This window comes from Stenotrophomonas sp. B1-1, from assembly GCF_010894375.1.
Classification (GTDB): Bacteria; Pseudomonadota; Gammaproteobacteria; order Xanthomonadales; family Xanthomonadaceae; genus Stenotrophomonas.
Window position 1 is genome coordinate 159,634 of the sequence record NZ_JAAIUZ010000013.1, and the last position, 23,542, is coordinate 183,175.

General features: G+C 59.8%; 12 protein-coding genes and 3 pseudogenes. 7 read left to right on the forward strand and 8 right to left on the reverse strand.

What is annotated here, in order from left to right; genetic code table 11:
- Window positions 1-424 precede the first annotated feature (424 nt).
- From G4G00_RS12385 to G4G00_RS12410, 6 genes are read left to right on the forward strand one after another with little or no spacing between them, the layout of a single operon-like run.
- Entirely contained in the window at window positions 425-760 is a 336-nt protein-coding gene (locus G4G00_RS12385; protein ID WP_164273943.1) for a hypothetical protein, read from the forward strand.
- Entirely contained in the window at window positions 757-1,509 is a 753-nt protein-coding gene (gene ccmC / locus G4G00_RS12390; RefSeq protein ID WP_164273961.1) for a heme ABC transporter permease CcmC, read from the forward strand. The genes G4G00_RS12385 and ccmC overlap by 4 nt, the downstream gene beginning before the upstream one ends.
- Window positions 1,506-1,691: a heme exporter protein CcmD gene (locus G4G00_RS12395; RefSeq protein WP_164273964.1), complete on the forward strand. Its 186-nt coding sequence runs from the start codon at window positions 1,506-1,508 to the stop codon at window positions 1,689-1,691. The genes ccmC and G4G00_RS12395 overlap by 4 nt, the downstream gene beginning before the upstream one ends.
- Window positions 1,688-2,167, forward strand: coding sequence for a cytochrome c maturation protein CcmE (gene ccmE, locus G4G00_RS12400; protein WP_164273967.1), 480 nt, complete (start codon window positions 1,688-1,690; stop codon window positions 2,165-2,167). Before G4G00_RS12395 ends, ccmE begins: the two co-directional genes overlap by 4 nt.
- Window positions 2,164-4,122 carry a heme lyase CcmF/NrfE family subunit gene (locus G4G00_RS12405; RefSeq protein ID WP_164273970.1) on the forward strand — a complete coding sequence of 653 codons (1,959 nt, stop codon included), beginning with the start codon at window positions 2,164-2,166 and terminating at the stop codon, window positions 4,120-4,122. Before ccmE ends, G4G00_RS12405 begins: the two co-directional genes overlap by 4 nt.
- A gap of 12 nt (window positions 4,123-4,134) precedes the next feature.
- Window positions 4,135-5,088: a cytochrome C biogenesis protein gene (locus G4G00_RS12410; protein WP_164273973.1), complete on the forward strand. Its 954-nt coding sequence runs from the start codon at window positions 4,135-4,137 to the stop codon at window positions 5,086-5,088.
- Window positions 5,089-5,734: 646 nt separating this feature from the next.
- Here G4G00_RS12410 and G4G00_RS22010 read toward each other — a convergent pair.
- From G4G00_RS22010 to G4G00_RS12450, 8 genes and pseudogenes are all read right to left on the reverse strand, one after another.
- Window positions 5,735-7,276, reverse strand: coding sequence for a hypothetical protein (locus G4G00_RS22010; RefSeq protein ID WP_240336146.1), 1,542 nt, complete (start codon window positions 7,274-7,276; stop codon window positions 5,735-5,737).
- Window positions 7,277-10,119: 2,843 nt separating this feature from the next.
- Window positions 10,120-10,992 (reverse strand): hypothetical protein, encoded by an 873-nt coding sequence (locus tag G4G00_RS12425; RefSeq protein WP_164273979.1) that lies wholly within the window; start codon window positions 10,990-10,992, stop codon window positions 10,120-10,122.
- A 1,924-nt stretch (window positions 10,993-12,916) separates the two neighbouring features.
- Window positions 12,917-13,253: pseudogene (locus G4G00_RS22015) on the reverse strand (IS3 family transposase); the annotation flags it as partial.
- A 31-nt stretch (window positions 13,254-13,284) separates the two neighbouring features.
- Window positions 13,285-13,548 (reverse strand): annotated as a pseudogene (locus G4G00_RS12430) (transposase); the annotation flags it as partial.
- A 1,063-nt stretch (window positions 13,549-14,611) separates the two neighbouring features.
- The gene (locus G4G00_RS12435; protein ID WP_240336156.1) at window positions 14,612-15,676 is read right to left on the reverse strand and encodes a fimbrial protein; all 1,065 of its coding nucleotides are present in this window, start codon (window positions 15,674-15,676) and stop codon (window positions 14,612-14,614) included.
- Between the two features lie 470 nt (window positions 15,677-16,146).
- Window positions 16,147-18,585, reverse strand: coding sequence for a fimbria/pilus outer membrane usher protein (locus G4G00_RS12440; RefSeq protein WP_164273985.1), 2,439 nt, complete (start codon window positions 18,583-18,585; stop codon window positions 16,147-16,149).
- 213 nt (window positions 18,586-18,798) lie between these two features.
- Complete coding sequence (locus G4G00_RS12445) at window positions 18,799-19,638, reverse strand: molecular chaperone (RefSeq protein WP_164273988.1); 840 nt, start codon at window positions 19,636-19,638, stop codon at window positions 18,799-18,801.
- An 83-nt stretch (window positions 19,639-19,721) separates the two neighbouring features.
- Window positions 19,722-20,258, reverse strand: coding sequence for a type 1 fimbrial protein (locus tag G4G00_RS12450; RefSeq protein ID WP_164273991.1), 537 nt, complete (start codon window positions 20,256-20,258; stop codon window positions 19,722-19,724).
- A gap of 1,137 nt (window positions 20,259-21,395) precedes the next feature.
- Here G4G00_RS12450 and G4G00_RS12455 point away from each other — a divergent pair.
- Window positions 21,396-22,654: pseudogene (locus G4G00_RS12455) on the forward strand (IS256 family transposase).
- Window positions 22,655-23,542 lie beyond the last annotated feature (888 nt).

Below are 23,542 nucleotides of genomic sequence, written 5' to 3' on the forward strand. Positions count from 1 at the left end.
CTCCGGGTCACTGCCTTCAAGCTGCACCCTTACCCCCGTTGGACGCCCGGCCATCTTGTGAACATTCATAGCCCAATGACGGGCGAGACTGACTGCCGCGTTACGGCTGGGGAACACATTCCGCCCAGCGTATGCAGCCCCCACCACCTTCCACTCGCATCCGTAGGTGCTGACATAGAAGTAAGTAATTGGTTTGATCACGTCCTGTCTCCACCAGGGATGGCATGGCGAAATTAAGCTCTACGGACGCGTAGATCTCCCGTGAACAGAAGCTGTCGTGACCTTGGATGGATTTTGTATAAAATTAACGAATTAATATTATGCACGCCGCGTACGACTTTTCCTCTTGCCCGCAATTTCTGTTGCCCAAGCAACTGGAGTCGCGCTAGGTTCTTCCGCAAGGGGTAGCGAGCGGGGAGCAGGCATGAAGCAGATCTTTCTGATTCGAATGACGGTCGTCAGAGAGCCCTTCATTCGCAAGCTCATCTACGCATATGCGTGCGTGCGCGCCGATGACCGCGATTTGGCAATAGAGCACGCGAGCCACATGCTGGCCCGCATGGGTTACACGATCGTAACAACCATCCAGATGGAGCTGGTCATTCCCGGATGCATTAGTGGCTACCCGTTGATCGAGCAGCAGCTTCTGCGACAAGCCAAGGCGCGCCGGGCGGGAATCGCGCTGTACTTCAGGCAATCGCTTGAAGTCAGGGCGAGCGGGAGCGATCAGGGTAGCGCTGGCCGAAGGGAGCGCGCATGAGGCGCCTCCTGCGCTGGCTCCACATGCTGGGTTCGCCACCGTACTTCGACCGGGTGGCGAAGCACGGCGCCCTGGCGTGCTACCTGGCGGGCCTCCCCTTTCTGGTTCTGGGTGCGTGGCAGGCGCTGCTCGTGGTGCCTCCGGACTACCAGCAGGGCGATAGCTTCCGCATTCTGTTCGTGCATGTCCCCAGCGCCTGGATGAGCATGTTCGTGTTCGCAGTGATGGCGTTGTATGCCGCCATCGCGCAGATCTGGAGGATCAAGATCTGCGAGATCCTTGCTATGGCGTGCGCGCCTATCGGTGCCGGGTTCACCGCGATTACACTGCTGACCGGCAGTTTGTGGGGAAAGCCGATGTGGGGCACCTGGTGGGACTGGGATCCTCGTCTTACCACTGAACTGGTGCTCCTGCTTCTTTACCTGGGCATCATCGGCCTGTACAACGCTATCGACGACCGTCGCGCGGCGGCACGTGCTGCCGGGCTGATGGCCATTGTCGGCCTGGCGTTACTGCCCGTCATTCGTTACTCGGTGGTTTGGTGGGAGAGCCTGCATCAGGGCACCACCATTCGAGTGTTCGGCCCTTCTACCCTCGACGCCAGCATGGCGCTGCCGCTATGGATGATGGTGATCGCAACTAAGTTCTGGTTTGCTGGCTCAGTGCTGGCCAAGGCACGTGCCGACAATCTGACGCGCGAGGCTGGCAAAAGCTGGACCCGCCGGAGGCTGCTGGGGGACGACGCATGACGTACCTCGTCTATGTGGTGGCCGCCTATTCGGTATTCCTGGGGTTGCTGGTGATCGACGCGCTCGGCTCTCTGCTTCGATTGCGGCGTGCGCGGCAGCTTGTGATGAAAAGCCGCCGCAAGCAGCTGCAGCGTGACCCTGCTCGCAACGCGACCGACTGGCTTCGGGAGCTCACCCGATGAACGCCTCCCAGCGCCGCCGGATGCTCTTGGTGCTCGCATTGACGGCCGCGTCCGGACTGGCGACCTGCTTGGTAGCCTTGGCCCTGCAGCGGAACGTGGCGTATCTGTACACCCCCTCAGAGGTGCTGCGGGGTGAAGCCGGGCAGATGCGCTTTCGCCTGGGCGGCATGGTGGCCAAGGGCTCGCTCCAGCGCGAGCCGGGCTCGCTCGTCACCTGGTTCACGGTCACCGATGGCGATGCTCAGCTGCGCGTGCGCAGCGAGCAGGTACTGCCGGACCTGTTCCGGGAAGGCCAGGGCGTCATCGTGACGGGACAGCGCAAGGACGACTACTTTGTAGGGACGGAGGTACTCGCCAAGCATGACGAAACCTACATGCCGCAGGAGGTGGCCAGCAAGATGGGTAAGGCACACCAGAAACATGCAGTACAGGCACCTAGTACGCCGGGCACACTGGCGGAGGGTACGCCGCCATGAGCGCAGAGTTCGGGCAAATTCTGTTGCTGTGTGCTCTGCTTACAGCACTGCTGCAGACCATCATTCCGCTGTGGGGCGCCTACGTCGCCAACGACGCATGGATGAAGGTCGCACGCCCGGCTGCCTTCGCACAACTGCTCTTGATGGCAGCGGCATTCGCGGTGCTTACCGGACTGTTCGTCACGCAGGACTTCTCGGTCACCTACGTGGTCAACAACTCCAATTCCGTGCTGCCCATGGTGTACCGCTTTTCGGCCGTATGGGCTGCGCACGAAGGCTCGTTGCTGCTGTGGGCGCTCGTGCTCGGCGTATGGACCGGCGCCGTTGCGCTGGGTACACGCACCCTGCCGTTATCGTTACAGGCGCGCATGCTGGCCGTGCTGGGCATGGTCAGCGTGGGCTTCCTTTCCTTCCTGGTGTTCACCTCCAACCCGTTCGAGCGCCTCAACCCCTCTCCTCTGGAGGGCAAGGATCTCAACCCCCTGCTGCAGGACCCCGGTCTGATCATTCACCCGCCCGTGCTTTACTTTGGCTACGTAGGCTTCTCGGTGCCGTTCGCCTTTGCCATTGCCGTTATGCTGGAAGGTTGCACAGAGCAGGGCTGGCTGCGCTGGGTCCGCCCATGGACGAACGCCGCGTGGGGATTTCTTACCGTCGGTATTGCGCTGGGCAGTTGGTGGGCCTACTACGAGCTTGGCTGGGGCGGCTGGTGGTTCTGGGACCCGGTGGAGAACGCCAGCTTCATGCCTTGGCTGGTCGGCACCGCCCTCATCCACTCGCAGGCGGTAACCGAGAAGCGAGGCATCTTTGGCAGCTGGTCATTGCTTCTTGCCATCGCCACCTTCGCACTGTCGATGCTGGGCACGTTCCTGGTTCGTTCCGGTGTGCTCACCAGTGTTCACTCCTTCGCCGCCGACCCCGCGCGCGGGCTGTTCATTCTTATCTTCCTGGCGCTGTTGGTGGGCGGCAGCTTACTGCTGTACGCACTGCGCGCCGGGCGGCTACAGCTGGACGCCAATGACCCTCGCCGCGACTTTACGCCCCTCTCGCGCGAAACGCTGCTGCTGGCCAACAACCTACTCCTGGGAAGTGCGTGCGCCATGGTGCTGCTGGGCACGCTGTACCCGCTGCTTGCCGATGCCTTCGGCCTCGGCAAGGTATCGGTAGGTCCGCCCTACTTCGGCAGCCTGTTCCTGGTGTTGATGGCGCCCGCCATTCTGCTTCTGCCGTTTGGTCCGCTGGTCCGATGGCAGCGCGATCAGACGAATACCGCCACCGCGCTGGCTGTGCCATGGTTGCTGCTGGCGCTTGCACTGGGACTGCTGGCCTGGTGGCGCGCGCCGCAGAACGAATGGAAGGCAGGCATCGGCCTGGCTGCTACGGCTTGGGTGGTTCTGGGCACCGCCCGTTTCACCTGGCAGCACCTCGGCGCCGGCAGGCAGATGAGCGCAGAAATGATGGGTATGGTCTTGGGCCACTGCGGCGTCGGTGTTTTCCTGGCGGGCGCCTTGCTGGTGGAAGCCCTGAGCGTACAGCACGAGGTCGCGCTCGAGCCCAGCAAGCAGGTCAGCGTAGGGCAGTACCGTGTGCGATTCATCGGCGTCACGCATCGGGAAGGCCCCAACTATGTGGCCGACCAGGCGGAACTGCGCGTGTTCGATGGCGAGCGCGAGCTGGGTGTCCTTCGGCCCGAGCGCCGCCTGTATGCCGCTGGCGGCCAGGTGATGACCGAGGCAGGTATCGACGCCCGGTTCGCCGGCGACACTTACGCCACGCTGGGAGATTCCCTGGGCGACGGTGCCTGGGCCATTCGCGTACATATCAAGCCCTTCGTGCGGCTCATCTGGCTAGGCGCGCTGATGATCGCGGCAGGGGGGTTTATCACCGCCGCCGATCGCCGATTCCGTGCCGATGCTACCAACTCCCAACGCCCTAGAAGCAGGCGCCCTTCCTGACATGAGGCTCCCATGCAAATGCTGCTCGCCGTCGTCGCCGTCGCCGCCGGCACGCTTTCCTGCGCGGCCGTTCTGCTCTTCATTCGCCCCATCAACGGTGCCATCCTCCTGCTCCTGAGCCTTATCGGCGGGCTGGGGGTAGGCGGTGCGTACTGCTTCATCGGCGACCCGGCTGCCGCGCTTGCCGCCCGCCATCTTCCCAAAGCGAACGACCTCAGCGGACAGCTGCGCTACCTGCTGGCGTTCCAGCCCACCAACGCAGATCGTTGGCTGGAGCTGGCCCGCGCCGAGCGGCGGGCGGGGCGGGGATCTGAGCAGATGGATGCCTACGGCAAGGCCGTGTCGTTGAGGCCTGGCGACGCCGCGCTGCTGGTTGAAGCCGCCGAGGCGCGCGCCTCTGTGGACGAAGGCCGCTACTTCGACGACGTCTCGCTGGGCTGGCTGCAGCAAGCACAAGCCATCAAACCGGGTACGCCCAGGGCTGGCTGGCTGCTGGGCATCGCACTAATGCAGCGCGAACGCAGGGCAGATGCAGTAGAGGTCTGGAGGACCCTTCTGCCCCAGCTACCGGAAAAGGAGGCAGGGATCGTGGCCCGGCAGATCGCGCTTGCCGGCGAGACCACGGACGGAACAGCGAAGACCATCAGCATCCCCGTCGAGCTCGGCCTCTCCCCCGCCCTGCGGCAGGCACTGCCGCCGGAATCGGTGGTATTCATCCTGGTGCGCGCGTCAGGCGGCAAGGGCATGCCACTGGCGGTCAAGCGATTTACGCTGGGCAGCCTGCCGCCGAACTTCCGACTGGACGCGGACGACAGCCCGATGCCCACCGGCTCGTTCGGTCTGCTGAAGGAGGTGGAGATTGTGGCGAAGATCAGCACCAGCGGCGACGCCAGCAGGATCGATCACACATCGGAGACGGTGCATGCATCGCTGCCTACCCAGGGCGTATCGCTGAACTTCCCATAGGCCGTCACAGTCGATGCCTGGTCAGTACAGCTTGAGTAATTGCTAGTACCGTTTGTCTGTGTAAACCGCCTGCGCTACGACCTGTCCAGGCTCGACCGCGGCAGCCGAAGCATAGTATTCGGTGTACGTGACGACCTGGACGTGCGCGTTACCTATCACGGTTCTTGTAACGCCGGGGATAGCGTTCCTCGAGATCCATCGTGACGAGTAGGCTCTAAGGATGGTTCGAGCAGATCTGCAGGAATTGCGATGGTAGTGCGGGTCGATGGCCGCCAGTCATGTGGTCCCTCAGATAGGCGTTGAAGGGCCCGCCATGCCGTTTACAGATGGTAATGCGGAAGGTCTGGGCCAGCGCAAGAAGACGCGCCGCGGGTTGTTCCTCAACGAGTTCCGTCGGTTGTTGTAGACGCGTGGACTGGGCGCCAGGATGTGTAAGTCGGTCAATGCATACCTGCAGTGCCAAGGCCCGTTCGACTACACCAAAGGTGCGCTATCGCGACCTGGTCAAGAGCAACGCACAGGTTGGGCCTTGTTTGCGCTATCCAATCTATAGATGACCTGCCCCCAGTTCGTGTCGGCCCAAGGATAAATCCCTCTGGAGGTGTCCAGCTGCACCATGGGACAGTAAGCAAATCATCGAGATTACTCAGTGCGCTCCGCATCGCGTCCCATCCATTAGATGTGCAGCGAGGGCCCTCAATGCGATGGCCAGCCTCGGATCGGGGATGGTGTATTCGCCGACCCTGCTCCCGGACTCGATATAAGCGAGCGCTGTCAAGCGGCGCATGGCCGCCTGCACGCGAGTAGTGCTGGGCTGCTGCGCCCCCCCCATGATGTCGCCCAACGCTTCGCGAGCACGGCTTCCATAGATGTTCCGTTCCCCGGGCAGGGACAACCATATCAATAATGAAAACTCGAGGGCGGTCAGCCGGTGCAGAATGCCGGCCTGCGTTCCGACAATGCCCAGCTCCCAGCGTTCGAGTACCTTAAAGACATCGGGTTCGCCGTAGTAGATGGCGTCCATGATGACTTCATCGAGAAATGATGGGACATGGTGCACATGTTGAAAGGCTTGGTAGAGGTGATTCACATCGAGGTCGAGCCCGGCCTCCTGCTGCGCGAAGCTGGCTCGCGATTTGACAAACTGGCAGGAAAGCGGCGCGAGCTTGATGATCTCCACCATCTCATAGAGCGGCGCGCGGGCGCTACGAAATACATCCACCAGTGCCGCACGGGAGGATTCCGCGAACAGGAACGTGATGGACCCTTTCAATGCCTTCATCAGCCGGCGCAGGACAGGCATCGATTGGTGTGGATCGGCCAGGTCGATGTTGGAAAACCCTTCGATAAGGATGACGATTCGCGTTGACAGGCGGGCAATTGCTTCAAGCGCAGATGCAAGGCGCTCGGCGATGGATATTCGCTCCTCGCTAGGAACCACATAGGAGTACGTGGCCCCTCCTGCCACCTCGACGGTAGGCCATCCCAATCTGGGCCGCGACACAGGCGGCGCCTTGACTGCAACACCCGAGTGGTAGTGATGAGCAAGCCATTCCACCGATTCAAGCCCCCGGACTAATCCAGCCATCGGATCCGGTCCCGTGCCGAGAAGATCGATGCGAAATGCCAACCATCCTGCGCGATGCGCACCCGGCATCACTTCATTTCGGAGAAATGCCGTCTTGCCTTGGGATCGAGGCGCGAGCAATGCAACATGCGCGCCGGTGCCCAGGCAATCCATGACCCTCGAGAAAGCATCCTCGCGTGGAATATAAGAGAGTTTTGCTGTGCACAACATTATATTTTCCCCTTCTGCACGGCTCCTGCCGTTCCTTGCCCTCAGCGGCTGATCGGCATGCCAATGATGGTGGCGATGGTGGGCGGCCCACCACAGCGGCCCGCTGCACGCTGGAGGCACCCGATCAACGCGAACACACGAACTGCACCGTTCGCGATGCCTGGAAGGTTCGGTGGAGAAGTAGCGGTGATAGAACGCGGTGATGGCGAACATGCGCACCGTGTGGAGTGCTGCGGCAATGGCTACCGCCGCCCACGAGATACCCACCCGGATCACCGCGATGTACGCTACGTGCATCAACGCGAACGAAACGGCGCGCAACCGGTCGATGTGGCAGAGCTGCTCGCCGATGGTCTCTATGGTGTTGGCAGTATCGAACCAGCGCTGCAACCTGCGCAGCAGGCGCCAGCGTCGATGGGGGGAGGAGGGGAGCTACAGAGGCCATAGCAGATCTCGGCGGGTATCTGTCGTCCTATACGCAGCAGTGCGCGCAATGGAGGCAGCTACCAGTGGAAAATTTCGGATTCACCTGGGCGTCACGGCGCAATGCTCGAATACGCAGCCGAGGCCCAGCTCCGGCGACTCAATCCCCCCCCCCGATGGCCGCACTTTACGGTAGATGCTCATATTCGTTGAGCCTTTTCAATAGGAGAGCTGCGTGAAGACGCCCCAGGTTGATCTGAGCATCACGTCTTCTCTCAAAATATTTCGCAAGAAACTATTTCAAGGAGAGCCCGTTTGAACGGACACAGGCCACGTTCACGACAATTGGAACGCATGCTGCTGGCGCTTGTCGGCATCGCTGCTGGGATCGCGCTCCTCGCATTAGCGTGGCTGCCGCTCCGGTCGGCTCCACCCAGCACACCGCGCGAGCGGACACCCACCATGGTGATGGGCGGCTCGACGGACGGGCGACAGCTATATCAGCAGATCTGCGCGAACTGCCATTCATCCAAGACGGACATCGCTCCCCCCCTGATTCCAGCGCTGTGGCAACCCCGTCTCGCACAGGGGAGGCCCATGCTGTATCGGCACGCGATTGAGGGGAAGCGTGGCGCGGATGGACGCTTCATGCCACCCCGAGGGGGGAATCCGTACCTCACCGATGAACAGGTCCGGGCTACAGTGGACTGGATGGTTGACCAACTGGGTTCGTCTACCGAGTCCACTCAGCAAGGCGCAAATTGACGGGTTCTCCAAGTACCCGCCTCGGCAGGGGGATGAGGCAGGCACATGTAAGGCCAGCCGAGGGGCCGGCCCAGGCCTCTGGCACGCCACCGTGCCAGCGACGGAGGAGCTGGCAATAGGTGGGTACCTGCCAAGAAGTAGTCTAAACGCAGAGGCCAGCCAGTGATCTTCCGCTGTCTTCATGTTGCCTGAGACAAAAGGCCGATTAAAGAACGCGCCGTGAACACTTGTCGGATTCACGCATAGCGCGCCCGAACGGGCGTATTGGTGCCAAATCTGGTGATCGGCAGTCCTTTCGATGAGACCTTCAACAAGAATTCAGATGGGCATGCTGTGCTTGGCAGCAAGCGTTCAACTGGCGCAAGCCCAGCAGTCCACCGCAACACTATGCAAGCAGGCGTTTTCGCCCGCGCCACCACACGCCGTAGCCCGCCTGGAGGGGGGATATTGCTTCGTTCCAGCCTCCTGCCCCGGCTTGGACGATGTCATCGCGTCAGGCGTGGCCGCGCTCTCGCGCCTGCACCTTGACCTGATACTGCAAGACCAGGACCGATCAGGCCACGTGGACGCTTCGTTGCAACCATTGATGGTCCTCATTCCCGACGTTGCGGACCGTCTGAGCCTCGTCAGCCTGCCGCAGGAGATGCGGGCGACGTTTCTTCGGCGGCGCTTTCCGCCACTTACAACCGACGAAGTTGCGGTGGCCTGGGGCACCATAGATCGAGCGATTGAAGCCTGCCAAGATTGCCCATACTGCCGCGTACCGTTCGGCAATACGTCTTCTCTGTTGGCCAGGCACCAGGCCACTCCTGCCCCCACGGTTTCGGACCCAGCGCCGGCGCGATGAGGGGCACTTCAATGAAGCAGTATTTTGAGGCAGCTATCGCGCGGAGGGGGCAGGCCGTTATCGCATTGGCCCCGAACAGACGGCCAGCGGCTGCAGATGGCCCAAGGGGCTCGTGGCCAGATATCCAGCTACACTCGGCGAGGGTTCCGGCCGCCACCCACGATCGAACGTGGCCCTCAGACCAGAAGTGTTGCCATGCGCTCGCCGGTCTCACTGGAGCTCGCCTGCTCGGCTGCGTTGGCCACACTTTGCGCCGTCGGTACCGCACACGCCGCCCCGTCCCAAGCCTCCCCTCACGAGTACGCCCAACACCAAGGCATCCAGATGTATGTGGACGCTCTGCTGCAGGATGAAAACTTCGCAGCGCTTGAACCGATGGCCAAGGAGTAGCGCCGTTCCGGCGAGACCACAACCAGCGGCCCGGCCCAAGCTGACGCATTTCTACAAAGCCCTTTCCAATCTGTTCGAAACCGAACAGACTGCCCTGGACCAGGATGACCCGGGGCGAGACCGGGTCACGCACTATGTGAGGAAGAACCCGCGCGCCGCCATATCGCACCTCGCCACGGCCAGCGCCCTGCTCGGCCACGGCATGGCTTGCCGCGGCTATGGGTATCCCGGTACGAACAGCCGCGAGCCTCGCGCTTTTCCATGAATACACCGAGCGGCCAGCTTCTATCTGGCCGACTACAAGAAGCAGTCCGCAGACGGTCCAGGCTGGTGCGCGATGGCAGCTTCCGCAGGCACGCGTCTGATCTGAAACGCCACCGATCTGTTGGCCGTGGTGGATGAGGGTATGGCCAAGTACCCGGGCTAATTCTCAATCCCTTTTTTGGGGCACAGTACTTCTCACCCAAGCGAGGCGGGACGCCCTATGCGTTTGAATTACTTGGACGGCCCGCGCTCGGAGCGCTCCCCGAGCGCGAACGCCCTACCCTGTGATGGCGACGCCGTTGCAAATGGGGGAGCACGTCCGCTGCGGCCGGAGAATTGCATAGGATGTTAACGATATATCTGCCTCTGCCCCATCGCGTTGGCTTATTCAACCCACGCGGCGTTTGAGATGTCATTGATAACTGCAGACGCGATAGCGGCCCTCATTACTAACTGTGGTTGGGCGTGCAAAGCTTGACGTCCCTCCCTTGCGGCGGCGAGCTGCAGGTTACTCGTCATAAACGAGGCCACACACGAGCTTGGCCTAGAGTTCCTCTACCTCCCCAGCCTGTATAGACGCGACGTCCCCCGCCATAGCACCTAGGGCTACGGCCAGGTCGGGCGCCCGAATATGATAGCGGCCTACGACCCCTGACCATTCGATGTAGCCTAATCCAAGCAGCCGTTTGACAGCGGACTGAGTCCGGGTAACGGACGGCTGCTCTTGTGCACCCTGAATCCAGGCGAGCGCTCGACGTGCAGCCACTGAGTAGATCGGTCGCGTACCCGGAAAAGCAAGCCAGATCAGTAGCGCGCGCTCTAGTGCATTGAGCTTATTGATCGCAGGCATGTGAGTACCTATTGCGCCAAGTTCCCAGCGAGCAGTTGCCACATCGATCGTGCTCTCTCCCCGCTGAGCGGCATCGATGATCACTTGATCTAAAAAGCTCGGTACGTGCTTCAGCCGTTCAAATACCTCGGCAAGCCGCGGGAGATCCACTTCAGTCACCCCATGCACTTCAGCAAACGCCAACCGCGACCTCAAGAAGGGTTCTGCCAAGGGAGCGAGCTTGACTATCTCTGCCAACCCAAAAAGTGGAGCTTGTGCGCTGCGAAAGAGCTCTATCAAGTTAGTTCGCGAAGGCTCGACAAAGAGGAGCGACAGGTTGCCGCGTAGCTGCTCCATTCTCGCTCTTAGCACCGCCATACAATTGTGCTTGTCTTCACTCGCGCCAATCGTGCCGAAAGCGTCAATCATAATCACCGCACGCTTTGCGGTACCGCCTAATACATCCATCGCTGAAGCCAGACGTTCGGCTTCAGAACCCGCTGTTGCTTGGGTTGGCATGTAGCACTGCGTCGGTCCGCCAGCAATCTCAACAACTGGACATCCCCAGCGCAATCGAGAGAATTCCATTCGAACACTCCGCTCTACCTGACGAGAGACGGGGTCGCCGGACCAAAGCGCGGCACACTCGAGGCCGCGTATGAGCCCTAACACGGGATCGGCTATCGCGGTCGCCAGGCCGATGTGTGCAGCGAACCATCCGGCTTTAAGCGCGGCTGGCATCAGCTCGTAACGCAAAAATGCGGTCTTTCCCTGACCCGGCGGCGAGAATAGTGCCACGTGCTTGCCGCTACCGAGCAGGTCTAAGACCCTGCCTAGCGCGTCATCGCGGGGCACGTAAGCCAACTTCGACTGTCCGACCATAGTGCGCGACTCCCCCCTTAACTGGCGTAGGCATCCGAAGAATGCTGTCCCGAGCGCCGCTCCCCCAAGCATCGCGTCCGGCTCGGTGAAACAGACCACAATTTGAGTTGGACTTCAATTGCCTTTTTGGCATATGCCCCAACATTCTTACAGGGAGCTGACAGAAGGGCGTCGCGCAACACCCTTGGGAGGGCGCGGGAGATAGGTTGCGCTCGCACCAACAGTTTCGCCTCGTCGATCTGAAGCGATTCGTGCCGGGCTCTCAGCGCCCATCTGCGCTGCCTATGAGCCACTCGAAAGCCAAAAGCGGTACCGCGCAGACCGTAAGAAAGTCATAGCGAGTCCGGCGGGCCGATAGTAGTGCTCAGTGTCCCGATTGAAAGCTTCGGTCCGGATCAAGTACAGCCGAAAGTGGTGGTGGTCAGCCAACGTCGCGCTGCCACTGGGTCCGTTGAGATGTGATTACAAGCGGGAGCGGGTCGCTGGCAGTTACGGCCCCGTGTCCGCGCTGAAGCAGGAAGGCCCGAGCTACGGGCTACGGATTGCGTAGCTGTGCGCCCAAGGTCCGGGACATGATGCAGACGTATACAGCGTCTTTCCAAGTGGAGCTTACGCTCATGTTTCCGTTCTGCTGCTCATTGGCCCGTTCCGCCGACAAGTCTCGTCCGGACGCTGAGTATCCACTGTCAGGGCCACTTGGTGTCCTGATGTCTACAGGACAGCGAAGGGGGTAGCGATTGGTCCGCGGAAGCACTAGCCGAGCGACGCAAGCCGTCGCATGCCTTGGCATAATAACCTGATCAAGAAATGGCCGTTCACGAACTGGCGCTAAGGCTGTTCCGCTAGATGACGACAAGCAACTTTCACACGCCGGACCGCATGGCCGTGAGATCTAAAGGCACCGAAACAACGTACTTTCACGTCCAAACGGGTGCAATTTGATGGCGACCAATGGGCTCACCCTCGATAACGCAATTTTGATTCTTGCGTTTGTAGTTTTTATGTTGCATTCATAGAGCTCGCAAATTTTGTCTTCGAAGGCCTATCCCGAGCAATTATCAGACGCCGACTGTCGTCGCGTCGAGCGCGTGTCACGTGACGGCTGCGCTTTTGAAGCGCGAAAAGATGTCGTGCCGACTTCCTGTCAGGCGGGGGTGGTGCGGGCAGATCATGAGTGAGACCGGCATCCATCCTGGTGCGGCGGGCGATGGGTATGCGGTGTCGGTGATCCTGTAGGCCAACAGGCATGGCCCGTGCACCTGCACCACATGCCCTATATTAGCCTGCTGGCTTGGCGCACTGCTGATGTCGTCCGACGCACTGCTGACGGCGACAACTAGCCCGTGTCGCGGAGAAGCACGATACGGGCGATCACGGGCACGGCCTCTCGCCCAGCTACGGGTTCGGCAATCTGCCCGGCCTGCAGGGACGCACCCTACACGGCAGGGCTATTCGTTGCCGCGGGCCCGTCATCCGCGCGAGCCCGGGCGCCCGCCGAGAGTCCCGCCGTGCATTTTGCGGACGCCTTGCAGGAGTCGCGGCTCCATCAATAGTCCAGGCAGATTCGTTACGTGCGGTGCCAGAATCAGCTAATGCATGAGCTCAGTGCGCCCATCGCACAGAGTCAGGTCCTTTCGCGCCGTTCGACATTGCGATCAGGCGACGGGACGTAGCGCAGTGCGCTAGCGCTCATTCTCACCACTGCCCATGCTGGCCGCTCAGTGAGCCCTCGCTGCATCAGATTCCGCACCCGCATCACGCGTGCCGATGCACTCACCACTTTTTCCGCAAAGCGTCCTTGATGACCTCGTTTTCCAACAACTGCTCGGGCAGCAGCTGCTTCAGCCGCGCATTCTCCGCGTCTAGCTCTTTGAGCCGCTTTTGCGCCGGCACCCTGACGCCGCCGAACTTGCTACTCCACAGGTAGTAGGGTACCTAAATCCGTGCCGGCAGCATGGGCCTTTCACCGACGTCCGCCGTCCTGAGTAGTCGGCAGCTTTAGAGCCCGGCACTGATATTATCCCCCTGCCGGCCAACTGTGTGGCGTACTGGGCGGGCATCAGCCCGCCAGTTACTCGTTTACGCCGATTTCAGTTGTAATCACGTCGCCAGCTTTCGATACCGCCCTGGGTTGCCGCAACATCTGGAACCAGTGCTCGTTCAGCCATCCGTCGCGCAGGCGCCCGTTGAACGACTCACCGTAAGCGCTCTGGTTCGGCCTGCCGGTTCGATCAGGCGTAGCGCGATTTCCTTCTCCTGAGCCACGCCACCAATCTTGACCACGGTTCGTTCGGGAAAGGCGCAAGCCATGACATGGGAAGAAGTCGGATTGTATTCGAGAGTCTGGACAATCTCCTTCGCAAATCAAGGCGCAGGTGGCTCACTATGCCCTGCTTTCCGGCTAAGCGTTATTGATCATGGCCAACTAGTTCGGGAAGCACCGAACGACTCGTCCTCCTACCAATTCGAGCAAGGACCGATCTGTGAGATATGGCGCTAACGTCTCCGCTTCGCCGACTGGGACGCTACGAGCGGTGCTCGTTGGCCGGGTCCCTACAGAACACGGGTTCAGATAAAGCTTCGGGATCGGCACAGCGAACATGGGTATGCCAGAGAGATGGCAGAGGACGCAGCAGCCCACACAGTGAGGAACAAAGTTGAGGTGGGCCATCATCGAGCAGATCTCCTTGGACACCGCGGCCTGATAATGCAACCTGGGCGGATTAGTAACGCCGATGCCGGCGGATGCACAACCAGCGCGAGAAGCTGCTTGCACTGGGACGTCGATGGCGAAGGATTGGTGACGTTGAGTGCGGAGTCGCCGTCGACGCCCTTAATTCGCGGGCTTCCAAGTCAATTTCGTCGGCAACGGGGCGAAGCCACCGTCCTTCGGTGGGTGAAAGCCAAGTTCGCAGTAGCTGTGACAGACTTCAACATGGGCGACAGCGCCGATGGAGTGATGGTCGCTGCGCGGGCCGCGGTCACCCAACCCCAGGCCCGCGTTATGCTCGTATCTGGCCTTCAGCGGTCGCAGCCGCGCCTGCCTGAAAAGGTTCGCTTTCTTCCAGAGCCTTACCGCTTTCGCTGGCAACCATCGCGCGGACCAGTACGGAAGACCGCGATCTGTGATCGTCCTCTGCAGCCCATTCCGGTCATGATGGCCCGAGGTGCCGACCATCGTAGGCGCCTGTCCATTTCCGCAGCTCCACTGGAGAACGTAACGGTCTCACATAACTAGAGACCTCGAACGGGCAGCGCAAAATGCGCACCTCAATACAAATTATGTTAAGCCCAGAAGAGATGTCGAAGACAAGTCTCGCTCGGCCTAGTAGTAATTGACATCAAAGACCGCCTGAAATTCAAACCGCCCCTCCTCAAGCATCTCATCACTCTTTTTGACAATATTGACTGTAAACGGAATGGAATGATTTCCCGCGGTGTATTTTATCGAATCCTGCCACGCCCCTCCAGCATAATCATCAAATCTAACGGGAGCGCCATCTCTGCGCAGTAGTTCGACCTCAACACCTCGTGCGGTAGAGTTAGCGGACGCAAACAAGCGACTTGACGAGTTGCCCGAATTGTACCCGTCGCGAGCACTTATGATCGCAATGTTGTCCTGCCCTGGGTCTCCGCCGTCGCAGTTGACTACAAACTCGACTTGCTTACTGTCCAGTACATCGCCGCTGGCACTGGTCTTTATTCTTACATTATCCCAACGCAGATCACTTACGGCGATCTCACAGCTTGGCTTACGCACATCGGTAAGCAGAACCCGCTTCTGAGTAGCGCGCCTAACAATTGACCCCGAACCCTGCCCATCGAAGCTTCGGATGAAGAACTGAATCATGTCCGCCCCATTTGCCAGTGACAAATCGACATCGCCGCCAGCTTCCGTTCTCTTATATGCCTCAATGACGCCGAAAACTCCAGGCGACAGCAAAATGTAGTCCGCGGCCACGTTTTGCTCGGGCACGAGCTGGTAAGAAATACTAGCCGCCCCAGCAGAAACGTTAATTGAACCGTCAATTCCTTCCGGGGTGTAGAGGGAAAATCGAAAACCAACCTGTGGCGCACTTGAAAAGTATATCCCCCCATCCGCGTCCTGTTGCAGCCCAAGATTGGTACCGTAGAATTGAATATTCGTACTCCAACCCTCGCCACGTTGACCACCCACCCCGTTGCACGTGATTATCGCTGCTCCGTCGGCAGTGACGAAGAATTTCCGAACAACCTCTCCCACGGCGTATCTCCGCGAGTCCCAAGAGCCGAGGAACTGTTCACCCTCGATATTTAGTTGAGGCAATGGCTGCTTGTAGTCGCAGAAGGCGGATGCAACCGGGGAGTACCCAATAATTGCGACAACAGATAAGAGCGTAATTATATTCATCTTTTTCACAGAAAGCTCCTCGGCGATTCATGGAAGCTAGATGGCAGTTGGCTTTGGATCATTCAGCTTCAGACGGAAAACGTAGGGGTATGATCCAGGAGGACGTTCTCGAATATATTGGAAAACGGCTCTAGCGTAGGTTAATCTGCAGCCTTACAGCTCCGGGCTAGCGCCTGTCCACTTCGCTCCCAGCGCAGTCAGACTATCGTGCGCTTTACGCGCATTCACAACTTGGATGCGGCCCGGGTATTTCAGAACGCATCGATGTATCAGGCGGCCCTAACATAGTTCTCCCGCTGTAAGCACGGCTGCAAGGTTTGAGCTCCGCAGTTTCTCCGATTCGAGTGAGCGGTTCGCAGCAGTGCTTAACGCGTATGCGGAGGGCCGAATTGGCTGACCTGTGTGTCGCTCGACGCCCCCCCCCCCGGCTGCACGAAAGGTAGAGCGGAGCGGCCAACCACCCTCGAAAGTTACTTACCCGTGACGCATGTCAGTTCTTGCAGTTCGCCGGTCAATTCACAGCGTAGGACACGGTCCTGATCCTTGACCAGCACGTAGGCCGTCTGCTCCTGATTGAAAGCCAGCCACATTTGGCCGCCCTGACCCACCATACCGACCATCTGCCCTTCCGGATCACTGATTTCGGCTCCAAATGATAGCAGTCTCCCTGCGCTGTCCTTGCCATAAGCCAAACGGGTCGCCCCCGAACGTTGGGTGCGAAACACCACGGGCACCACCGCGCCCAGCGTAGGGGCAACGCCACTGTTGCTCGACAAAATCTGGATCCTATCGTCAATACCGGACGGATCGATCTGGATTGTGTTCATGCGATAAGGACTGACACTGCCGACCACCGCGTAGCCGCGACGGTCGACGCGAGTTACATCGCCGTTGATTCGCGCCCCAGCGGCACCTGCAGCGCTAACCAGCGCCACCGTGTCCCCCAGGTTCGGCGCCAAGGTTACGCCGCCACCGTGGACCACTAGGCCACCCTGCATACCCAGCGACAACGATTGACTATCATCGCTGCGGCTGTAGTAGCCATTGAAGCCCGCGTAGCGACTGTTATAGGCCACGTTCGCGTCAGCACTAGCGCGTGCACGCTCGTCGCGGCCCAGGCCAACGCCGTACGAGAAGGCCTGAGTCGGCGACGCTGAGATACCCGCGCGAAGGGAGGTTCCGTAATCACTCTGATTGACGGCGGTGCTCAATCGAGGAGAACGGTAGCCCGCATCCCCCAATGGCAAAGACAGTGTCAGACCGTATTGAGTGTCATTGCGGGTTTCTATCCCCGTACTGATCTGGCTCCGCTGGATCGTGGCGCCGATGCTCAGCCGACGCCATTGGTTGCTGTAGCCCAGATTGTAGGTCGTTTGATCGCGCCGTCCATCCCAGTAAGTACTCATATTACCGCCCAACCACAGCGTGCCCCATCCATCACTCAAGCGCTGACTGAGGCTAATGTTGAAGCGACTGCGCTGTCGGTAATTATAGTAGCTGCCGAAGCCGACATCTCCCACTCGTTGGCCGTCGCGGATATGGTCACTCAACTCGCGATAGTGGGCGGTGGAGTAGCGATACGCGGCTAGGGAAACGTTGGTCTTACGCGGCACCAATTCCTTGCTGTAGGTTAGGCGATACGACTGGCCCTGTAACTCGGCGCCACCAGAAGGGTTGTCTGCACGCGACGCAGTAACGTCGGCCGCCAGAGCACCGATACGAAGGTTGATAGCCGCACCCAACACAGTTGCCAAATAACCCTCGGAGCTTCGCATACCTGCGTACCCCGTCAGCGCGTTGTTGATGCCTCGCCGCCAAGTCCCTTCCACCAGATACGGCTCATCTACCCCGTCCCAGCTTCGCACGCGACCCGCAGTCAGACTGAAGCGATTCTGCCCCGGACGCAGCAGCTGCGGCACAGACGCGTAGGTTTGCATGAAGCGCTGGGCGCTGCCATTAGCCGCGGTGATGACTATCTCCAAATCGCCACCGTAGGAGGTGGGATAAAGATCGCTAATCTCAAAGGGGCCGTTTGCCACGCTAACTTCATGGATCAGCCGTCCCTGCTGATAGATTGAGACCGTAGAGTTGCCATTGGCCACGCCACGAACGGTCGGCGCAAACCCGCGCTGTGAGCTGGGAAGCATGCGCTCGTCGGAGTAAATCTGCGCGCCGGTAAACCCGACACTGCTGAACAAATCACCACGCGAGTAGGACTGACCCAGCAGCAATTGAGCTCCCAGCGGACGTATGTCGCGCTGAAGGTAGGTGTTGCTGGCGTCGTAACTATTGCCGAGGCCCTCGCTCCAGCGCAGATAGCCATCGTGACGGAGGCGCCACGGACCCACGTTCAGACCGGCGTTCAGGCCCATCGACGCGCTCTGCCTGGACTGGTCACCGTACTCGTTGCGATAGGCATTGAGGTTGTAGCGGACTGTTGCGGCGGTAACGCCGTCATCCCAGTGCGCTGGGTCGACCCAATCGCGTGCCTGGCGCAAAACGTAAAGTTGCGGAAAGGTCACCTGCAAGTTCAGCTGAGCGGTGTCCGCGATCACCGATGCCTCAGGGATGAAGGTCCTCAGGTCCTGGCAGAAGCTGCCTTCGGCCGGAATGGACTGGGCTTGGATCGTGCCGTCAACGCGGGCAGCCTCCAATCTCATCGTGTCCAGCCCCCACTCCTGCAGGTTGGCTAAACTCAGGCACGGCTGAAGGTGGCCTTGCTGGTCCGTGCGCAGCTCAATCGAACGACGCTGAACCCACTGACCATTCACCTTAACGTCAAGTTCATAGATACCTGGCTGGGAGGTGCCGCTGCCCACAAACATGTCGGCAGTGAAGTTCGCGCTGCTGAGCGACGCAATCGGCGAAACGTTTCGACCCAGCTGAGCCACTTCACGTTGCGGACGCATAGCGTCTTCAACTACAGGACCCTGAAGAGCGTTTGCGGCGCCAGCCGCAGAAGCACAGACCATAGCCAAGGCCACGGAGAGCGCATTGGGACGCCACGGGCGGATACGGGACGCAGCGGTGGGGTGCATGGGGACGTGTCCTATGAAGGGCCTGTCCTGTTACACAGGCTCAAGCATAAAAACTGATAAGAATGGGCCAATTAATGTGACCGCTTACAGCGTCCACTGCTCTTCAGTCTTACCGCCGTAGTCGTTGACGATCTTGGCCACAACTTTGTCGGACTTGGCGCGCGGCACCCCTTCCAGGGGGAAGGAAATATGCCCCTGTGGCGTCACCGTGAGTCCCATCACCCCGTTGTCGGACGAAAGTTCCTTGCCGTTGAAACTGACAACGGCAAGATGAATGTGGTAATTGCTAGGATTGGACGCTACTAGCACGGCCTCACCCTGCTGTTGGGAAACAACCCAGGAAAGCCGTTTGCTTGCCTCGGCATACGACGACTTGGCCTTGAGCTCCTTGGGCCGTACTAGCACTTTAATGTGCGTGGCCACGGCAATCTCCAGTCCCGCCGTGATCGCTCCATTATTGTGAGCGGCTGCTTGGGCACGGTCCGCCAGCGCCTTCTCAACCTCGGCATCGGCGTCGGCCAGCGACCGATTAGCAACTTTGCACTTATCCGGCGGCAGCGTAACTTCATACGCGGTGAACCAATACAGCGCTTCCACGGCCCTTGGGAATTCTCCCTCATAGCTCAGGCGAATAGACTGCGTCGCCCTTGGGCCAACAATCGACTTGGGTGGCTGCTTTAATACAATCGGGGTGCGCTCTGCCGTCGGATCCAATTTGCGGGCTTTGTCTGTTATCGACCGATCTGAAGTCCACACCGCTAGACCCACGCAGCGGTCCGTGGTGTTGATAAAGTCAATTGAGGCATCCTTCTCGCCCTCATTAAAGATCAGTCGCGTCGCGCCAAGCTGCCCGGCCTGAGCGCTTCCATAGATCGAGATAATCGCGCCGCAGGTCCAAACGGCCAATGACCTCATACTGTTCATACCCATTCTCCCCGTCGACGGCGTTGATTTGCATAGCCCCCCCCCCCCTTTCCTCCTGATCGGAAAGGAGGGGGGCATCCCACTTACTGGACTTCCAGGTTCAGATCAACGCTGGTGGACAGCTCACCCTCAGTGACTCCAGCATTCGCAGCGCGGTACTGGGCCGCCATCTTCAAGGTCACCGGGGCGGTTTCGGCGACAATGTCGGGAATCTCCGCATTAGTCAGGTTCAGCGGCACACCATCGTGGAGCAGTTCGACCTTCGCGTCAGTACCGCCGACGACGGTGTTCTTGAGGAGACCGTCTGTGTCAACGTTGACGCCACCGAATGTCAACTTCAGCGGCGCGGAGCCGCAACCGCCGGAGCCCGTTGCACCGATCTGAATGTCGAACGCTTTCTGTCCCGTGGTTGCGCCCGACGCCGCCAGATCGCCCTTCAGTGCCTTCGGCAGCTGCACGTTGATGTCACCGGCCGTACCGCCACCGCCACCCGGCGTAATCGGGCAGGTCACATCGGACACCTCGCCGGTAATGGTGATGGTGCCCGAGGCGGCCTGCGCGCTCATCGATGCGGCTCCTGCAATCGCAGCAAGGCTGGTCGCCAGAATGATTTTCTTCATTTCTCTATCCTCGTAATTGAATTACAGTAAGTACAGCCAGATGATCCGGCTCTGACGTCCGGGCAAAGCCTATTTGAGCATGCCCACCCCTCGTGTTATTTTCGAATTTTTTCGAAATGACCACAAAGGCAGTTCGAACATTGGCATGCAGTGGCTATTCAATATCGATTAGGTGTTGAGGATGGGTGAACCTCCGCTGTCTTCACACGTATCGCTTCATACACACTGCACCGAGGGCACGTCTCGTGCTCAAAAAACTTCGAGAGTGAGCACCTATTGAAGGCTCAGCAGGCCTACGGCGGCCAAATGGCTCGAGCTTCCGCTGGCTGAGTTGGCGGCCAATGGTGCAGGGCGAGCGTGATGTTTGGCCGCACTCACAACGAAGGCTGTGTGAAGTGATACTCGGCGCTCGGCAGCGTTAACTACATCCAGTCCGCCATTATAAGGCGTTACGCAAAGGTCATCGATTTCGAAGTGACCATTGAGTACGCTGTCTCCGTGAGTTCGCCGGCCCTACTTCTGACGCGCGAACCCAGTGCAACGCCGCAGAAGACTGGAGCAAGGCCACGCTGCGACGTAGGCAGCATCCACCCGTCTTAGTAGACCTGTGCAACGGTGAAAGGGATGCTGGAGAACCATCCACCTCGGGAATAGCTCTTGACCTAGCTGCAGCTGTGCGCCGAGTGGGCGGACCTCATGCTGCAGGTAGTTTCAGCCAACCGTGTAATCCAAGCCCCGTATGCTCATTCCAACGCACACTTCCGTCGCGGCGCAAGCGGCAGGGACCTGCGGTTCAGAGGCATGCTCCGGGGCGCCCTTTTCACACTGACGCTCTGCCAAAGCACTGCCGTTCTCGCTAAGTGGGAGCAAAACTGGACAGCTGAAGGGTGCACGCTGCATATCGACGCATATGCGGGCCCAGTTGCTCGCGCAACATGACCAGTTCGGCCGCCTGGCGCTCGATGTCGGCAGCCCTTACTGCAGTGCAAGCGTCGATTCGTGCGAGCTCTTCCCGGAAGATTTCTTGTGAGGTCTTCTCGGCATCGCGTGTAAGCCCGGCATATCGGCTTGGGTTCACTGCAGGGGGGAGTGTCAGGATTTTTGTGTTCGGGCCTAACATGTTGAAAAGGAACAGTTATGCCGACCAAGAAAAAGACCGAGAAGAAGGCCGCGGGTGTCTTTCCCAAGCTGCCCAAAGAACTGCTGGACTTGCTGCCCAGTGGCGTAATGACTGCTGGGCAGATCGAGGAGATCACCGGGAGCTTGAAGAAGGCGCTGATAGAGCGAGCGCTTGGCGCAGAGCTAAGCCAGCACCTTGGCTACAGCTCCGGTGAGGAGCGCCCAGCCGACACCGGGAACCAGCGCGACGGCAGCAGCAAGAAGACGGTGCTGACCAATGATGGGCCGGTCGAGTTGGGTGTACCGCGTGACCGTCTGGCGAGCTTTCAGCCAATTCTAGTACCTAAGCACGAGCGGCGATTTACCGGTTTTGACGACAAGATCATCGCGATGTACGCCCGAGGGATGACCGTTCGCGACATTCGCGCGTTTCTGTCCGAGCAATACGGCACGGAGGTATCGGCGGACTTCATCAGCTCGGTGACTGACGAGGTGCTCGATGAGGTGATGCAGTGGCAGAAGCGGCCGCTGGAGCAGATGTATCCGGTGATTTTCTTCGATGCGCTACGGGTCAAGGTGCGCGACGAGGGCGTTGTGCGTAACAAGGCGGTGTATCTGGCGCTGGGCGTACAGGCCGACGGTAGCCGGGACATCCTGAGCATCTGGATTGAGACCACCGAAGGTGCCAAGTTCTGGATGAAGGTATTCAGCGACCTGAAAACTCGAGGGGTCGATGGCATCCTGATCGCTGTGACAGACGGCCTCAAAGGCATGCCCGAGGCGCTGGCGGCGGTATATCCGGCCACGACACTGCAGACATGCGTCGTCCATTTGATCCGCAACAGTCTGGATTTTGCCAACTGGAAATACCGTAAATCGCTGGCCATGGCGCTGAAGCCGATCTATCAGGCCGTGAGCTTGGACGCGGCGGAGCAAGCGCTGGACGTTTTTGACAGCAGCCCCATGGCCAGCGCTACCCGATGGTGGCTCAGGCGTGGCGTCGTGCCTGGGACCGGGTCATCCCCTTTTTCGCCTTCCCGCCGGCAATTCGCCGCGTCATCTACACGACCAACGCCATCGAAAGCATCAACGCGCAGCTGCGCAAGGTCATCAAAACACGGGGCCACTTCCCCGCGGACGATGCAGCCATGAAGCTGATCTGGCTGGGGATACGCAACATCACCAACAAGTGGCGGGAAACCAGCCACGGCTGGAAGGAGGCCATGGCTCAGTTTACGATACGTTACGAGGACCGGTTCAACCGCCTGAACTACTGAGAGCCCGATCGCCCGAACACAAACAAGCGGACACTCTCCTGCAGGGTCTGCAAGCAGCCGAGCAAATTCATTCCGTGCACGCGCCAGCCTATCGTCTCCGCTGTCTTGAGCCAACGTCTGCTCTGCCCGATCCGCGCCTGCATGGCTGCGTTCTTCCCAGTCACAAGTCTACTGCAGAACCCGTGCAGGGCCGCAACCTGCGTACCCACGCGGGTTGCAATGGCACTGCTATGAAGACAAATACCCTGACCATATGGAAGCCAAGATTGGGCATCCTGGAAATTGCGCTCATGCAACCTCGCGGAGCATCGAATTCGAAGCACCAAGCCTATGCGCTACCCACCCCCCTGATCGATGGAGTTCGAAAAATTCGCAACAATTGCGGCATACCAAGCCTATTCGCGCGTGTCCCCTCCCGGTAGGCCGGGATCTTGGCCACGTCCTGAGGCGCCCCCCCCCCCCCCCCCCCCTCCCGTAGATGATCGCGGCCAAGGATCGAGGCCGCGCTGGCACGACCTCGCCCAGTAGACGCCGGAGGCAACGGCACATCAAACCATGCAAATCGAGCACTCACCATCCAGATTCCGTGGATCACTAAGGTTGCCGTGTCCGCCCCTCCTAAGCAGAATGCTCGCAGTTCCGCCCGCACCAAGTAAGCGCAGAACTACCGCGTTTCGCACAGGGAACCGCTGGGCCGGACGCTGCGCGGAAGTGATCTGGCTCCCCGTCAGCGGACGCTAAGAAGCGGCACCGCTCATGGGAGCTCAGTGTCCTAGCTCGTTTTGGCATTACCTACGGCATCGAAACGATCCACATCTCCAATGCAGCCACTTCGGATGACGCGCAAGCAGGGCGGACCGCCGAGCACCGAGTCGATGCCACTTTCTA

What these genes read in the sequence shown, in the direction of transcription:
- G4G00_RS12385 (WP_164273943.1), top strand. Translation starts at nt 425, where the DNA reads ATGAAGCAGATCTTTCTGATTCGAATGACGGTCGTCAGAGAGCCCTTC.
- ccmC (WP_164273961.1), top strand. Translation starts at nt 757, where the DNA reads ATGAGGCGCCTCCTGCGCTGGCTCCACATGCTGGGTTCGCCACCGTAC.
- G4G00_RS12395 (WP_164273964.1), top strand. Translation starts at nt 1,506, where the DNA reads ATGACGTACCTCGTCTATGTGGTGGCCGCCTATTCGGTATTCCTGGGG.
- ccmE (WP_164273967.1), top strand. Translation starts at nt 1,688, where the DNA reads ATGAACGCCTCCCAGCGCCGCCGGATGCTCTTGGTGCTCGCATTGACG.
- G4G00_RS12405 (WP_164273970.1), top strand. Translation starts at nt 2,164, where the DNA reads ATGAGCGCAGAGTTCGGGCAAATTCTGTTGCTGTGTGCTCTGCTTACA.
- G4G00_RS12410 (WP_164273973.1), top strand. Translation starts at nt 4,135, where the DNA reads ATGCAAATGCTGCTCGCCGTCGTCGCCGTCGCCGCCGGCACGCTTTCC.
- G4G00_RS12425 (WP_164273979.1), bottom strand. Translation starts at nt 10,992, where the DNA reads ATGGAATTCTCTCGATTGCGCTGGGGATGTCCAGTTGTTGAGATTGCT.
- G4G00_RS12435 (WP_240336156.1), bottom strand. Translation starts at nt 15,676, where the DNA reads ATGAATATAATTACGCTCTTATCTGTTGTCGCAATTATTGGGTACTCC.
- G4G00_RS12440 (WP_164273985.1), bottom strand. Translation starts at nt 18,585, where the DNA reads ATGCGTCCGCAACGTGAAGTGGCTCAGCTGGGTCGAAACGTTTCGCCG.
- G4G00_RS12445 (WP_164273988.1), bottom strand. Translation starts at nt 19,638, where the DNA reads ATGAACAGTATGAGGTCATTGGCCGTTTGGACCTGCGGCGCGATTATC.
- G4G00_RS12450 (WP_164273991.1), bottom strand. Translation starts at nt 20,258, where the DNA reads ATGAAGAAAATCATTCTGGCGACCAGCCTTGCTGCGATTGCAGGAGCC.